This is a genomic window from Corallococcus sp. EGB (assembly GCF_019968905.1).
In the GTDB taxonomy this organism is placed as follows: Bacteria; Myxococcota; Myxococcia; order Myxococcales; family Myxococcaceae; genus Corallococcus.
In genome coordinates, this window is record NZ_CP079946.1 from 9,203,853 (window position 1) to 9,217,659 (window position 13,807).

The window sequence follows — 13,807 nt, forward strand, 5'->3', positions numbered from 1 at the left end:
GGGCTCGTAACACGTCGGGCGCCGGGATGAGCGGGTGGGTGGAGCCGTTCACGGGCCCTGCTCGGGCCCCAGGGAAGCGGCGGGTGGCTATCCGCTGTTCGACGCTCACGACGGAAAGGACCGGGACGCGCCTTCGTGCGACGGTATGCATGCGAGAAAGCGCGTCCGCTTCGACGCCCGCCGAGAACTCATGACGCCCCTGCGTGGTGATGTCGCTGTCCTGCTGGAGAATGCCCCTCCCAAGCGCCAGGCGCTGGCGGAGGCCGCGTTCGTGTTCTTCGCGGTGCTGGGGCCGTCGTCCGTGGCCCGGCTGGGCCGTGGAGCGGCCCTGGCCGTGGAGCTGGCCCTCCTGGCGTGGGGGTTCATGCTCCTGCGGCCCTGGGAGTCCTCGCGCCGTGGGGCGTGGTGGGGCGTGCTGGGCCTGGTGGTGGCGCTGTCCGGCGCGGGCGCGGGCGCGTGGGTGGCGTCGGACGCGGAGATGACGAAGGGCTTCTCGCTGTCCATGGCGCCGCTGGTCGTCCGGGCGCTGGGCATGTGCCTGCTGGTGGCGGTCCTCCTGTGGCGTAACGGCCAGGGCCCCGCGCAGGTGGGCCTGGTGCGCGAGGGCTGGGCGCGAGAGCTGCTATTGGGCGGGCTGGTGCTCGTGGGGACGTACGTGGTGCACCTGGCGGCATCCGTGCCGCTGGCGGCGGTCGCGGTGGCGTTGAAGCTGGCGGGCCAGGAGCTGGAGGCACGCAAGGGCGTGGCGACGGCGCTCCTGGACACGGGCCTGGGCATCCCGGCCTTCGCGGCCATCATGGTGGTGGTGACGGGCTTCGAAGAGTTCGTCTTCCGAGGCTTCCTGGTGCCCCGGCTGAAGGTGGTGCTGGGAGGCTGGGTGCCGGCGGTGTTGGGCGCCGCGGTGCTCTTCTCCGTGGGCCACTTCTACGAGGGCACGCTGGCCGTCTTCCAGACGTTCGTGATGGGCGCCTGGCTCGGCTTCGTCCTCTGGTACCGGGGACGGCTGCTGCCGCTCATCGTGGCCCACACGGCCTTCAACACCATCAGCTTCGCGCTGATGCTCTGGCTGACGCGCTCCGGCCTGCTGGAGAAGCTGCCGTCCCTCTGAAGTGAGGAACGGCATTGGCCCGCGGACTACGCCAACACTCCGGGCATCAGCTCGGACGCCAGCTCTCGCACCAGCCTCTGGGCCACCTCCGCAGAGGGCAGTCCCGACACGCGGGCCACGTCGTCCGGGAGGTGGCTGGCCGCCGCGTCCTGCTCCAGTTGACGCCAGGCTTCGCGCCTCGCCGATTCCACGCGCTCGCGGGCCTCGGGGGACAGTTGTGCCAGCGCCCACGCGTCGATGGCCCAGGACAGCTCCGCGTGCCTCAGCTCGTCCGGGGCGATGGTGCCCAGGGACTCGCGCACCTGCGCGTCCTCCGCGCTCCTGGCCTGCCAGCCCGCCAGGAGCGCGCCGTAGGTCTCTCGCACGCAGCCCTCCACCGCGTTCTCCATCGCCAGCGCCTCCAGCGAGCGGGCCTGGAACGGCGCCACGTTCAGCTCCGGCATGGGCGCCCCGTGACGCCGGGCCAGGGACTCCATCGCTTCCGCGTGGCGCACCTCGTCCTTCGCGGAACGCTCCGCGGCCCGCACCAGGTGCTCGGGGGCCCCGTGCGCGGCCAGCTCGTCCGCGAGCCTCTCGAAGGCCGGCACGGACGCGGCCTCCAGGTGCGCCATCCTCGCGAACAGCGCTCCCAGCACAGGCGTCCCCTGGGCCACCGCGCCATCACTGCACAGCCCTTCCGGCCTCCGTCCCTCACACATGAACGGCGCCTCGCAGCTCACCATCTCGACGACGCCGCCATCATCTCCTGGCTGCGTGACGCGGGAGCACGGCGCCCTGGCCCCGCTCCCGACCGCGTCGCATAGCGCCTCGCAGGAGGTGTCCTGCGTGGGGACGCTTCCGTCCCGCAGCCTGTCGGGAAGGTAGAAAGGCCGCTGCTCCCAGTTGTCATCCGGGTCACAGCCCCACGTCGAGGAACACCCCACCCCCAGCGTGGCCACGGGCGCGAGCAACCACAGACGCTTGAACACGGGGCGCAACCTGCCGCGAGACATGCGGACTCCTGCTTCCATCATGAACCCGCCGGCCCTCGGGCCCCGGCAGCCTAACACGCTCGCGCGTCAGGCCTGGGGCGCCTGCGCCTGCGCGGAACGCCGCCGCAGCCAGTTGCGCAGGAAGGCCTTCACCTCCGGGTGCTGCGACTGACGGAAGTGGTCCGGCGGGCCGTACTCCACCACGCGCCCCTCGTGCATCAGCGCCAGGTGGTCCGCCATGCCGAAGGCGGATGCCACGTCCGGTGTAATCACCAGCGACGTGGCGCCCAGCTGCTGCTTGCCCGTGGTGATGATCTCATTCACCGCCGCCGTGGTGAGCGGATCCAGACCCGCCGTGGGGTCGTCGTAGAGGAGGATCTTCGGCTGGAGGATGGTCGCGCGCGCGAAGCCCACGCGCTTCTGCATGCCGCCGGACAGCTCTCCCGGAAAGCGCGTGGCCGCGTGCGACAGGCCCACCTTCGCCAGCGTCTCATTCACCGTCTTGGTGATGTCCGGCTCGGACATCTTCGTGCGCTCGCGCAGCGGGAACGCCACGTTGTCGTAGACGTTCAGCGAGTCGAACAGCGCGTTCGCCTGGAAGAGGATGCCCAGCTTGCGGCGCATCTGGTTGAGCTCGGGCTCGTTCATCTTCGCCACCTCCACGCCCTCCACCAGCACCACGCCCCGGTCCGGCCGCATCAGGCCCATGATGTGCTTCATCAGCACCGTCTTGCCCGAGCCGGACACCCCCATCAGCACGCAGGTCGTGCCCTCCGGCACCACCAGGTCCACGCCCCGCAGCGCCGGCTGACCGCCAAACGACTTGTGCAGGTCCCGCACCTCGAGGGTCAGCTTCGGCGCCGGCTCACGGCTCGCGTCACTCATCGCCCCGGCACCCTAGTGCGAGCCCTCCCGGCACGCGAGACCTCCCTCAGTGCGGCGCCGGCCCCAGCCCCGCTGGCTCCACGTGCCCGCCTGCCTGCCCGGGACGCGCGCTCGACAGGACGTCGATGCGCAGCCGCAGCCAGTCCATGCCTTGCGGTCCCTCGTAGTCGTGCGCCGGGAAGTAGGCCGTCACCGTCCCCGCGCGCAGCGCGAACCGCGCCTCGCGCCGCTGGTACGTGACGCGGAAGCCCCGGGACCGGCCCACCTCCACCAGGTCCCGCGTCATCGCCTTCGCTTGCCGCTCCGCTTCCTCCGCCCAATCCGAAGCCATGGTCCTGCCCTCCAAGAACCGCGTCCGCGCTACCCCGCCACCACCGGCAGCGACAGCCCGAAGCACGTCCCAGCCCGCGACGTGGAGACCACCTCCAGCGTGCCGCCATGCGCCTCCGCGAGGCGCCGCGCGAGGAACAACCCCAGCCCCAGGCCCGAGGAGCCCGTCCCCCGCGTGAAGCGCTCGAAGAGCGTGGGCAGCTGCTCGGCCGGAATGCCCGGCCCCTGGTCGCACACCGTCACCTCCACCCACTCCCCTTCCGGACGCGACCGCGTTCGCAGGGCCACGTCCACGGGCCGGCCCGGCGGCGAGTGCCTGCGCGCGTTCGCCACCAGGTTCTCCAGCACCTGCCGCACGCGGGCGGGGTCCACCACCGTCACCAGTTCCTCGGGAGCCTCGACGCGCACCGGATATTCCGGCGTCGTCGCGGTGGCAGCCAGCTCCCGGGCCAGCCCCGCCAGGTCCACCGGCTGGGGACGCAGGCTGAAGAGCCCCTGGTCCAACCGCCCCACGTCCAGCAGGTCGTTGATGAGCCGGGTGAGGGAGCGCAGCGATTGAGTCGCGGCCTCCGCGTCCCGGTGGTCATCCACGGCCTGCTGCCGCTCCGCCCGCCGCTGGATGAGCAGCAGGCGGGCCTCCAGCGGCCGCAGGTGGTTGGCCAGGTCGTGCGCGAGCACGGTGATGAGCTCCTCGGCCGCCTTGCGGCGCGCCTGCTTCACGGCCAGCTTCGTCAGCTCCTGCACCAGCTCCACCCGGTGGGCCACCATGCCCACCCAGCGCGCCACGGCCTGGAGGAAGCGCAGGTCGTGCTCGGTGAAGAAGTCCTCGCGCGCCGACACGACGTTGATGACGCCGCGGATCTCCATGCCGATGGGCAGGGGGACAATCAGGGAGGAGCGCGCGCCCAGCCGGTGCTTGATGCCGGGGAGTTCCTCCGGGTCGTCCTTCAAGTCCCCGGAGAGGAAGGGCTGCTCCGTCTCGTACGCCTGCACGGCGCGGCCGCCGTTGGCCAGCTGCAGCCGGTCCAGTCCCAGCGACTTCTGCAGGCGGGCCATGGGCGTGTCACTCGTGCCCTGCGCGACCAGGCACTGGGTGGCGTGCTCGATGATGAAGACGTCCACCTTGTCCGCGCGCAGCAGCTCCGCGATGAGCTGTCCCGCGAAGTCCAACGTGGGCCGCAGCTCGGCGGCAGGGAGCGCGAGCAGCTGCTCCAGCGCCCGCAGCCGCAGGTCGCCCCAGGCGCTCCCGTCCGGTCCTGACTTCGCATCCCCCATGTGGCAACAGTGGGGACGCCCTTCGCCTGCAACCACCCCCGGCGGGCCACGCCCCCAACGCCACCCGGGCCCTCGTCCGCGCGGTCAGACGCTCACACCATGCCGCCATTGGCACGCAGCGTCTGGCCGTTGATCCACCCGCCCTCCGGCCCGGCGAGGAACGCGACGGACGCGGCGATGTCCTCCGGCGTGCCCAGCCGCTCCAGCGGGTTCAGCCTCGCCATGCGCTCCACCAGCTCCGGGGACTTGCCGTCGAAGAAGAGCTCGGTGGCGGTGGGGCCCGGCGCGACGCAGTTGACCGTGATGTTCCGGCCGCGCAGCTCCTTGGAGAGGACGCCGGTCATCGTCTCCACAGCCGCCTTGGTGGCCGAGTAGACGCCGTAGTTCTCCATCCGCATCCCCAGGACGCTGGTGGAGAAGTTGATGATGCGTCCCCCGTCGCGCAGCCGGCGCGCGGCCTCACGCAGGCCGTTGAACGTGCCCTTGATGTTGACGGCCACATGCTGGTCGAACAGCGCGTCGTCGAAGTCCGCGAAGCGGATGAACTTCCCGACGCCCGCGTTGTTCACCAGCACGTCCACGCCGCCGAACACCTCCTGCGCCAGGTCGAACATCCGGGGGAATGCGGCCGGATCCGCGACATCCGCCTGGATGCTCAAGGCACGGCCTCCCGCCGCTTCAATCCTGCGCACCACGGCCTCCGCCGCGTCGCGGTTGCCCGCGTAGTTGACGATGACGTTGAAGCCATCGCGAGCGAGCCGCTCCGACACCGCGGCGCCAATGCCGCGCGAGCCGCCCGTCACGAGAGCCGTCTTCTTCTGCTGGGTCTGGGTCGTCGTCTGGATCATGGGGTCTTCTCCTCCGGGGTCCGCCTCCGTCCGAGCCGGGGCGTCAGGTGAGGACAAGATGGACCTTTCCACGTCGCGGATAATCAGCTCTGTTCCGGCATCACTGTTCGACAGGGCGGACAATGGACCGGTTCGACGCCATGAAGGCCTTCACGCGCATCGTGGAGCGCCGGAGCTTCACCCAGGCCGCGAAGGACCTGGGGCTGCCGCGCTCGTCGGTGACGGACGCGGTGAAGCAGTTGGAGGAACGGCTGGGCGTGCGGCTGCTCCAGCGCACCACGCGGCACGTGAGCCCCACGCTGGATGGCGAGGCGTACTACCAGCGCTGCGTGGCGCTGCTCGCGGACCTGGAGGAGGCGGACGGGGCGTTCGCGGGCACGCAGCCGAAGGGGCTGTTGCGCGTGGACGTGCAGGGGACGCTCGCGCGCCGCTTCGTGCTGCCCCGGCTGCCGGAGTTCCTGGAGCGCTACCCGGGCATCGAGCTCTACATGAGCGAAGGCGACCGGCTGGTGGACCTGGTGCGCGAAGGCATCGACTGTGTGCTGCGCGCGGGCGAGCCCCGGGACAGCGACATGGTGGCCCGCCGGGTGACGCTGATGGAGGAGGTGACGTGCGCGTCGCCGGCCTACCTGGCGCGGCACGGGGTGCCGGAGAGCCTCGACGCGCTCCAGCGCGGGCACCGCATGGTGGGCTTCCGCTCCTCGCTGACGGGGAGCCTCATCCCGCTGGAGTTCCAGGTGGGCAGCGAGGTCCGCTACGTCGTGCTGCCCACCCCCATGACCGTGAACGGCGCGGAGAGCTTCGTCGCGGCCGCGCGTCTGGGCCTGGGCCTCATCCAGGCGCCGCGCTACCGCCTGGAGGAGGACTTCGGGCGCGGCACGCTGGTGCCCGTGCTTCCCCAGCACCCGCCGACGCCCACGCCCGTGTCCCTGATGTACCCGCGCAACCGGCAACTGTCCCCGCGCGTGCGCGTCTTCATCGACTGGGTGTCGCGGGTCTTCACCACGCCTTGAGCTTCAGCGCAGCTTCATGCACTTGGGACGCGCCATCAGGCGGTCCACGTAGGCCTCCAGCCTGGGCCGGCCCGTCGCACCGCCCAGCATGCGCTGGTAGATGAACATGGAGCCGATCATCACGTCCGCGGCGGTGAACCAGTCGCCGAAGAGATACGGCCCGTCCCCCAGCTCGCGCTCCACGGCATCCAGCGCCTGCGGGTACTCCACCCACCCGCGCTGCGGCAGCAGGGGAAGCTTCGCCATGTGGTCGCCCATGGACGGCTCCAGCTGCGACGTCGAGTACACCATCAGCGACAGGTACCGGCCGCGCTCCGGCGCATCAATCCCGGGCGCCAGCTTCGCCTGCGGATACCTGTCCGCGATGTAGAGACAGAGGGCCGTGTTCTCGAACACGCGCGCAGCTCCGTCCACCAGCGCGGGCAGCTTGCCGGCCGGGTTCACCTTGAGGAACTCCGGCGACTTCTGCTCCCGCTTCTCCAGGTCGATGGGCACGATTTCATACTCGACCCCCGCCTCGTCGAGCATCCACTTGCCAATGACCGCCCGGCTGCGCGGATTGAAATAGAGCTTCATGCAGGCACCTCTCGTCAGCACCACGTGGGACCGCCCCCCGGACACGACGCCCGGGGCGCGGGCCGCATTCGCTCACATCCGGCGCGTCAGGGCACGGCCTTCGTCGCGGGCTGCCCTGAAGTCTCCCCCAGCTTCTGGAGCACGGCCGCCGCGTTGGTGTTCTTCGGGTCCAGCTCCACGGCCTTGCGGTAGTTCACGCGCGCCTGATCCCTGTCACCGACGGCGAGGTACGCCTCGCCCAGGCTGTCGTAGACGTTGCCCACCTTCGGGAACATCTCCACGTTGAGCTTGAAGATTTCGACGGCGTCCGCCGCGCGTCCCTTCCGCAGCAGGTCGTAGCCCAGGCTGTTGAGCTCGCTGTCGGAGAAGTCATACGCATCCGGCTTCGTGGCCTTCAGCTCGCGGTAGTGCGCGACGGTCTTCGCGATGGGCTCCTGGGAAAGCCGCATGCTCAGCAGCTCCCGGATGCCCTGCCGGGGCGCCTTGGGCGCAATACCATGGAGCACGCCGAGGAGGCCCGCGGACAGCTCCCTGAGCTTGTCGCCGCGCGACGTGTTGTCCAGGAGGATGACCACCTCCCGGCCCTCCGGCACGCGGTAGATGCGCGAGCTGAACCCGTTGATGCCGCCGCTGTGACCGATGGTGGCGAGCACCGTCTTGCCGTCGTTCAGCGGCAGCGGGTCCATGGACAGGCCGAGGCCGTAGTTCTCCAGGCCGGGCGTGAACATCTTCTGCTTCAGGGCCTCCGGCAGCAGCTTGTTCTCATAGAGCGCGCGGTCCCAGCGGTAGAGGTCCTCCACCGTGGAGTACAGCGACCCGGCGGCGTACGGCAGGGACATGTCCAGGTAGGCGGCGTTCGCGTAGCCGCCCGGCGTGAGCTCGTAGCCGCTGGCGCGCTTGGGCAGCACCGTGGCGGCGACGTCGTAGCCAGAGTCCTTCATGCCCAGCGGCGTGAAGATGCGCTCCTGCACCGCCTGCGCGTAGGTCTTGCCGGTGACGCGCTCGATGATGGCGCCCAGCAGGTAGTAGCCGGAGTTGCTGTAGGCGAACTTCGAGCCGGGTTCGAACTCCAGGTCCCCGCTGGCGAACTGCTTCACGAAGTCCGCGACGGCGTAGGGGTTGCGCGACACCTTGGGGAAGAAGTCCGGCGCGCTCGTGTAGTTGGGGATGCCGGACGTGTGGTTGAGCAGGTGGGTGATGGTGATGCGCGAGCCCGTGTCCTTGCGGTAGTCCGGCAGGGCCGACACCAGCGTGTCGTCGAGCTTGAGCTTCCCCTCCGCGACCAGCTGGAGGATGACCATGGCGGTGAACTGCTTGGTCATGGACGCGATGCGGAACTTCGTGTCCGGCGTGTTGGGCACGTTCCACTCGAAGTTGGCCTGGCCGTAGGCCTTCTTCAGGACGATGCCCTTCTCATTGGCCACGAGCGCCGCGCCGTTGAACTGGCGCAGCTGGTGGTACTGCGTCAGCAACTTGTCCAGCTCCTGCTGCCGCGTCGCGGCGCCCGCGGCGACAGGGACGCACAGCAGGGCCACGGCCAGCACGCCCAGGAGGCGCGACGGGTTCCAGGTCATCCGGTTTCTCCCACGCATGAGACTCCAGACGGCTCAGGCGCGGGGCGATTGCGTCACGGACACTTTCGGAGGCAGGGAGGGCACGAAGAAGAACGCGGGCAGGGCCAGCAGCCCCGCGGCGAGGCAGGACACCTCGCCCAGGGTCGCCAACAGGCCGAAGCCCGCCAGGGCCTGGTTGTCGGAGAAGAGGAGCGACGCGTAGCCGATGATGGTCGTGGAGGAGCACAGCGCCACCGCGCCGCCCGTGTCGTCCATCACCCGGGTGAACGAGCCCGGTCCCTCGCGCCGGTAGCGCAGCACCAGGTTCGCCGCGTAGTCCACGCCGATGCCGAAGGTGATGGGCAGCACCACGAAGTTGAGGAAGTTCAGCCGCAGCCGCAGCGCCGCGGCCAGCCCCACCAGCCACACCACCCCCATCAGCAGCCCCAGCAGCACCGCCCCCGCGAACGCCGGCTGCCGCACGACCGCGAACACCAACACCGTCACCGCGATGAACGCGAGCAGCGTGGCCCGGGGCCCGTCGTGCAGGACGGAGTCGTTGATGTCCACGATGAGCAGCGGGCGCCCCGTGGCCAGCGCGGGCACGCCCGCGTCATGGATGGCGCCCCGGACGAGGTCCGTGAGCTGGCGCCCGTACGTCGCGTCGATGGTGCCCACCTGCCGGGGGAAGGCGAGCGCGACGAGCCCCACGGTGCCGTTCCGTTCGGTGAGCGGCTGCCGGAGCACGGCGGGCAGGTCCTCCCACGTGGGGGGACGCGCATCCGCGGGGGGCAGGAAGCGAGCGGCCTGGTCGCGGTCCGCCGGGGACAGCCGCGCCACCCGCTCTTCCGGCAGCAGCCGCCGCAGCTCGTGGATGAGCGGCAGCTTCGCGCCCACGTCCCGCGGCATCAGCGTCTCCGCGGTGCGCACCTCGCCCAGCGGAGCGTCGGCACCGAAGGCCCGCTGCCGCGCGTCCAGCGCCGCGACGACCCGCTGGAGGTCCTGGGGCGTGTCCGCGACGATGGCAATGGGCGTGAGGTAGGTCTGGAAGACCGCGTCCACCTGCTTGCCCCAGTAGAGGGAGCCCCTCCGCTGGCTCTCTCGCGCGCGGAGCTTGTTGAAGTCCGCCTCCACCAGCGGCCCCGGGTACGTGATGACGGCCAGGAGCGACGCCACCAGCAGGGCCAGCGCGGTGCCCTGGACGATGCGCCGGCGGTGCTCCACGGCGCGGGCCAGCACCGACGTCAGCCGCGCCGCGCCCCGGACGTTGGAGAAGTCCATGGGGCGCCGCCCCTCCAGTGAGGCGAGCAGCGGCGGCAGCATGACGTAGGTGGAGACCCAGCACAGCGCCATGCCCATCCCGCCGATGACGCCGAACTGGTTGAACCCCCGGAAGTGCGTCACCGACAGCGACAGGTACGCCAGCCCCGCCGCGAAGGACGCCACGAAGGTGGGCGCCAGCGTCGCCGCCCAGGCCCGGGGCAGGGCCTCGTCCAGGGTCAGTCCCGCGCGGCGCTCCTCCAGGTAGCGGGCCATGAAGATGATGGCCGCGTTGATGCCATTGCCGACGACGATGGAGCCGAGGAAGGCCGTGTTCGCGTTGAGGTAGCTGATGAGCAGCTGGGCCAGGCCGAAGGTGACGGCGCACCCCACGGCCAGCGAGCCCGCGATGGCCGCCAGCGCCCGCCAGCGGCGGAAGTACAGCCACAGCACCGTCGTCACCCCCAGCAGCACCAGCGTGCCGGAGACGGCCAGGTCCTCGCGCAGCGACGCCTGCTCCTCGGTCATGGTGGCGACCTCACCGTCGAACCCGATGCGCTCCGGCCCCCCGGGGAAGCCGGCCGCCAGGGCCCGGGTCTCCGCCTCCACCCGGTCCAGCAGCGCACGGTTGAAGGCGTAGCCGGTGGTGGCCTCCGGGGGGCGGATCAGCAGCACCAGCCGCCGGCCATCCGCGCTCTGGAAATAGCCGCTCTTGAAGCGCTCCACGGTCGCGAGCGCCCCGCCGCCCACGCCTCCGGCCAGGGACGACAGGTCCAGCGACGGGGGCGTGTCGTCGCCCACCAGGTCCACGACGAAGGGGTTCGCGTGGCGCTCCTCCCATTGGATCCGCGCGCGGACGCGCTGGAGGAGGACCTCGAGCTGGTTGACGGAGAGATAGAAGAGGCCGAAGCGGCGCACATAGTCCAGCTCCGCGTCCGCGCGGTATTCCACCTCGCGAACCTGGGACGGAGGCAGCGCGCGCAGCCGGGCCGCGAGCGCGTCCGCGAAGCGCCGCAGGCCCTCCGGGTCCTTGCCCTCCAGCACCACGGACAGGTGGGTGACGTCATACAGCCGGGGGCCGAGCACGTGTGCGGCCACCACGCTGGGCGCGCTGGCCGGAAGCAGCTCCTCCACCTCGCTGCGCAGGTCGCCGTAGAGGAAGACCGTCAGGACGCCGCCCACGAGGGTGAGCGCCGCCGCGAACACGAGGATGGCGCGGCGATGGCGGACGAGCGCGCCCACGAAGGCGCGCGCGAACCGGTCGCGGGAGGAGCTCCCCGCGTCCTCGTGCCGTGCATGCACCGCCGCCCCCCTTTTCCGCGGCCCGCGCATGACCGGGGCCGCCTGGCCGAGCTTGCCCACGCCCGGCGCCGCGCGCCCGGGCGCCATGGGACCGCGGCCCTCTACCCGACACGCCGTCGCAGCGGCTGTCCGCCCCCGCGCGCTTCCCTGCCCCGGCGAACGAGGTCAGGCGGTGTCGAAGCGGCGGAAGAACGCGCGGTTGAGCACCTCCGCGCAGCCCAGGTACAGCGCCACCAGCGCCCCCAGCGACACGAGGATGGCGGGCGGCGGCGGCACGAAGCCGAAGACGTGCCCCAGCGGCGTGAAGGGCAGCACGTTGGCCAGCACCACCACGCCGAGCGACGACACCAGCAGCAGCCGCGCGGGAGGACTGCGCGCCACGCCGCCCCGCGTGCGGATGATGAAGATGACCAGCACCTGCGTGGTCAGCGACTCCATGAACCAGCCCGTCTGGAAGAGCGTCGCGTCGGCGTGGAAGCCGCGCAGCAGCACCATGAACGTCGCCGCGTCGAAGACCGAGCTGAGCGTGCCGAACACCGCCATGTAGATGCGCACGAAGCGCAGGTCCCAGCGGGTGGGCCGCGCGAGCTGCTCGGCGTCCACCGTGTCCAGCGGGATGGCCAGCTCCGACACGTCGTACAGCATGTTGTTGAGGAGGATCTGGATGGGCAGCATGGGCAGGAACGGCAGCACCAGCGACGCCAGGGCCATGCTCAACATGTTGCCGAAGTTGGAGCTGGTCCCCATGCGGATGTACTTCATGACATTGCCGAAGGTGCGCCGCCCCTCCTGGACGCCGTCGTGCAGGACGCCCAGCTCCTGGCGCAAGAGCAGCAGCGCCGCGGCCTCGCGCGCGACGTCCACCGCGCCCGCGACGGAGATGCCCACGTCCGCCTCGTGCAGCGACGGCGCGTCGTTGATGCCGTCCCCCAGGTAGCCCACCACGCGGCCGCGCTGCCTGAGCGCGCGCAGGATGCGGCTCTTCTGCGAGGGGGACACGCGCGCGAAGATGGTGGTGTCCTCCGCCCGGGCGCGCAGGCCCGGGTCGTCCAGCAGGGCCAGCTCCGAGCCGGTGAGCACGCCCCGCACCTCCAGGCCCAGCTCCTGGCAGACGTGCACCGCCACCCGCGCGTTGTCGCCCGTCACCACCTTGACCTCGACGCCCGCGTCGCGGAGCCCCGCCAACGCGAGCCGGGCGCTCTGCTTGGGCGGGTCCAGGAACGAGGCGAAGCCCGCGAAGACGAGCTCCGCCTCGTCCTCCGGAGACATCGGCGCGTCCTGCGAAGAGACGTCGCGCCACGCGAGCCCCAGCACCCGGAAGCCCTGTTCGGCCAGGGCATCAGCGCGGGCTTGCAGGCGCCCGCGCGCGGCCTCGTCCAGGGCCCATACCGTCCCGTCCGCCGCCTCGCGCGCCTCGCACCGAGACAGCAGGGACTCCGGCGCGCCCTTCACCACCAGGACGCGGCGGCCGTCCTTCTCCAGCAGCACGGACACGCGGCGGCGCTCGAAGTCGAAGGGCAGCTCGTCCTGCTTGCGCCAGCCCTCCGTGCACGCCAATCGCCGGGCGAGGATGGCCTCGTCCATGGGGCTGCGCAGGCCGGTGGCGAAGTGGCTGTTGAGGTAGGCCCACGCGAGGGTGCGCTCGCTGCGCTGGGAGTCGGCGTCCTCGGTGTGCTCCAGCCGGATGTTGGCCTCCGTGAGCGTGCCCGTCTTGTCGGTGCACAGCACGTCCATGCAGCCCAGGTCGTGCACCGCGCTCAGCCGCTTGACGATGACCTCTTGATCCGCGAGGCGCAGCGCGCCCCGGGCCAGCGTCACCGAGACCACCATGGGCAGCAGCTCCGGCGTGAGCCCCACCGCCAGGGCCATGGCGAAGAGGAAGGACTCCAGCAGCGGCCGCTCCAGGGTGAGGTTCACCAGGAGCACGAACAGGACCATCAGGACCGTGAGCCGCATCAGCATGAGGGAGAAGCGGCGCGTGTCCCGCTCGAAGGCGGTGGAGGGCCCGGGCGCTTCCAGCCCCCGGGCGATGCCACCGACCTCGGTGTCGCGGCCGGTGGCGAACACGAGCGCGCGGCCCGTGCCTCCCAGCACCGACGTCCCCGCGAAGACGGTGTTGCCCGCCTCCGCGAGCGGTGCCTCCGCGGGGACGAGGCCCGGCGCCTTCTCCACGGGGTAGGGCTCGCCGGTGAGCGGCGACTCGTTCACGGACAGCTCGTGCGATTCGAGGAGGCGCGCGTCCGCGGGGACGCGGCTGCCCGTCGCCAGCAGGACCACGTCTCCGGGGACGAGCTCCGTGGCGGGCCGGAGCTGCTCCACGCCGTCGCGCAGCACGCGGGCGCGCAGGGCCACGGCCCCGCGCAGGCGCTCCGCCGCATCGCTGGCGCGGTGCTCCTGGACGAAGTCCAGCGTCACGCTGATCAACACGATGACGGCGATGATGGCGGAGCTGGTCAGGTCATGGACCACGGCCGAGACGCCGCACGCCACCAGCAGCACCAGCACCAGCGGGTTGCCCAGCCGCAGCAGCAGCTCCAGGGGGAGCGGCCGATGGCGCCGGGCCTCCAGTGCGTTGGGGCCCAGGGACTCGAGCCGTGACGCGGCCTCCTGTTCCGGCAGTCCCTGGAGCGTGCTGCCCAGCCGGGCGCGGAGGGACTCCACCGGCTCGCTCCAGGCGGGCGGGCCT

11 protein-coding genes are annotated in these 13,807 nt (G+C 71.3%); 2 read left to right on the forward strand and 9 right to left on the reverse strand.

The features are described 5' to 3' along the window. Window positions 1-190: 190 nt before the first annotated feature. Window positions 191-1,108: a CPBP family intramembrane glutamic endopeptidase gene (locus tag KYK13_RS37715; protein ID WP_223640085.1), complete on the forward strand. Its 918-nt coding sequence runs from the start codon at window positions 191-193 to the stop codon at window positions 1,106-1,108. 26 nt (window positions 1,109-1,134) lie between these two features. Here KYK13_RS37715 and KYK13_RS37720 read toward each other — a convergent pair whose 3' ends face one another. From KYK13_RS37720 to KYK13_RS37740, 5 genes are all read right to left on the reverse strand, one after another. Next, on the reverse strand, window positions 1,135-2,076 hold the full coding sequence (locus KYK13_RS37720) for a ferritin-like domain-containing protein (protein ID WP_223640087.1): 942 nt from the start codon (window positions 2,074-2,076) through the stop codon (window positions 1,135-1,137). 90 nt (window positions 2,077-2,166) lie between these two features. Then, window positions 2,167-2,964, reverse strand: a complete 798-nt coding sequence (locus tag KYK13_RS37725; RefSeq protein WP_223640089.1) for an ABC transporter ATP-binding protein — start codon at window positions 2,962-2,964, stop codon at window positions 2,167-2,169. 46 nt (window positions 2,965-3,010) lie between these two features. Further along, entirely contained in the window at window positions 3,011-3,295 is a 285-nt protein-coding gene (locus tag KYK13_RS37730; protein ID WP_223640091.1) for a hypothetical protein, read from the reverse strand. 29 nt (window positions 3,296-3,324) lie between these two features. Next, the gene (locus KYK13_RS37735; protein WP_223640093.1) at window positions 3,325-4,569 is read right to left on the reverse strand and encodes a GAF domain-containing sensor histidine kinase; all 1,245 of its coding nucleotides are present in this window, start codon (window positions 4,567-4,569) and stop codon (window positions 3,325-3,327) included. 92 nt (window positions 4,570-4,661) lie between these two features. Beyond that, complete coding sequence (locus KYK13_RS37740; RefSeq protein ID WP_223640095.1) at window positions 4,662-5,417, reverse strand: SDR family oxidoreductase; 756 nt, start codon at window positions 5,415-5,417, stop codon at window positions 4,662-4,664. Between the two features lie 140 nt (window positions 5,418-5,557). Here KYK13_RS37740 and KYK13_RS37745 point away from each other — a divergent pair, with 140 nt between their 5' ends. Further along, the gene (locus KYK13_RS37745; RefSeq protein ID WP_223640097.1) at window positions 5,558-6,430 is read left to right on the forward strand and encodes a LysR family transcriptional regulator; all 873 of its coding nucleotides are present in this window, start codon (window positions 5,558-5,560) and stop codon (window positions 6,428-6,430) included. A 3-nt stretch (window positions 6,431-6,433) separates the two neighbouring features. On the opposite strand, the gene KYK13_RS37750 is transcribed toward KYK13_RS37745, so the two are convergent. The 4 genes from KYK13_RS37750 to mgtA form a co-directional block, all read right to left on the reverse strand. Beyond that, window positions 6,434-7,006, reverse strand: a complete 573-nt coding sequence (locus KYK13_RS37750) for a glutathione S-transferase family protein (protein ID WP_223640099.1) — start codon at window positions 7,004-7,006, stop codon at window positions 6,434-6,436. An 86-nt stretch (window positions 7,007-7,092) separates the two neighbouring features. Beyond that, window positions 7,093-8,580 (reverse strand): serine hydrolase, encoded by a 1,488-nt coding sequence (locus KYK13_RS37755; protein WP_223640102.1) that lies wholly within the window; start codon window positions 8,578-8,580, stop codon window positions 7,093-7,095. 33 nt (window positions 8,581-8,613) lie between these two features. Further along, window positions 8,614-11,208, reverse strand: coding sequence for an RND family transporter (locus KYK13_RS37760; RefSeq protein WP_223640105.1), 2,595 nt, complete (start codon window positions 11,206-11,208; stop codon window positions 8,614-8,616). 78 nt (window positions 11,209-11,286) lie between these two features. Then, entirely contained in the window at window positions 11,287-13,782 is a 2,496-nt protein-coding gene (mgtA, locus tag KYK13_RS37765; protein ID WP_255654127.1) for a magnesium-translocating P-type ATPase, read from the reverse strand. Window positions 13,783-13,807 lie beyond the last annotated feature (25 nt).

Bases quoted from the DNA above. Each gene is read 5' to 3' on its own strand.
- KYK13_RS37755 (WP_223640102.1), bottom strand. From the start codon at position 8,580: ATGACCTGGAACCCGTCGCGCCTCCTGGGCGTGCTGGCCGTGGCCCTG.
- KYK13_RS37735 (WP_223640093.1), bottom strand. From the start codon at position 4,569: ATGGGGGATGCGAAGTCAGGACCGGACGGGAGCGCCTGGGGCGACCTG.
- KYK13_RS37725 (WP_223640089.1), bottom strand. From the start codon at position 2,964: ATGAGTGACGCGAGCCGTGAGCCGGCGCCGAAGCTGACCCTCGAGGTG.
- KYK13_RS37745 (WP_223640097.1), top strand. From the start codon at position 5,558: ATGAAGGCCTTCACGCGCATCGTGGAGCGCCGGAGCTTCACCCAGGCC.
- KYK13_RS37730 (WP_223640091.1), bottom strand. From the start codon at position 3,295: ATGGCTTCGGATTGGGCGGAGGAAGCGGAGCGGCAAGCGAAGGCGATG.
- KYK13_RS37740 (WP_223640095.1), bottom strand. From the start codon at position 5,417: ATGATCCAGACGACGACCCAGACCCAGCAGAAGAAGACGGCTCTCGTG.
- KYK13_RS37760 (WP_223640105.1), bottom strand. From the start codon at position 11,208: ATGGCGCCCGGGCGCGCGGCGCCGGGCGTGGGCAAGCTCGGCCAGGCG.
- KYK13_RS37715 (WP_223640085.1), top strand. From the start codon at position 191: ATGACGCCCCTGCGTGGTGATGTCGCTGTCCTGCTGGAGAATGCCCCT.
- KYK13_RS37750 (WP_223640099.1), bottom strand. From the start codon at position 7,006: ATGAAGCTCTATTTCAATCCGCGCAGCCGGGCGGTCATTGGCAAGTGG.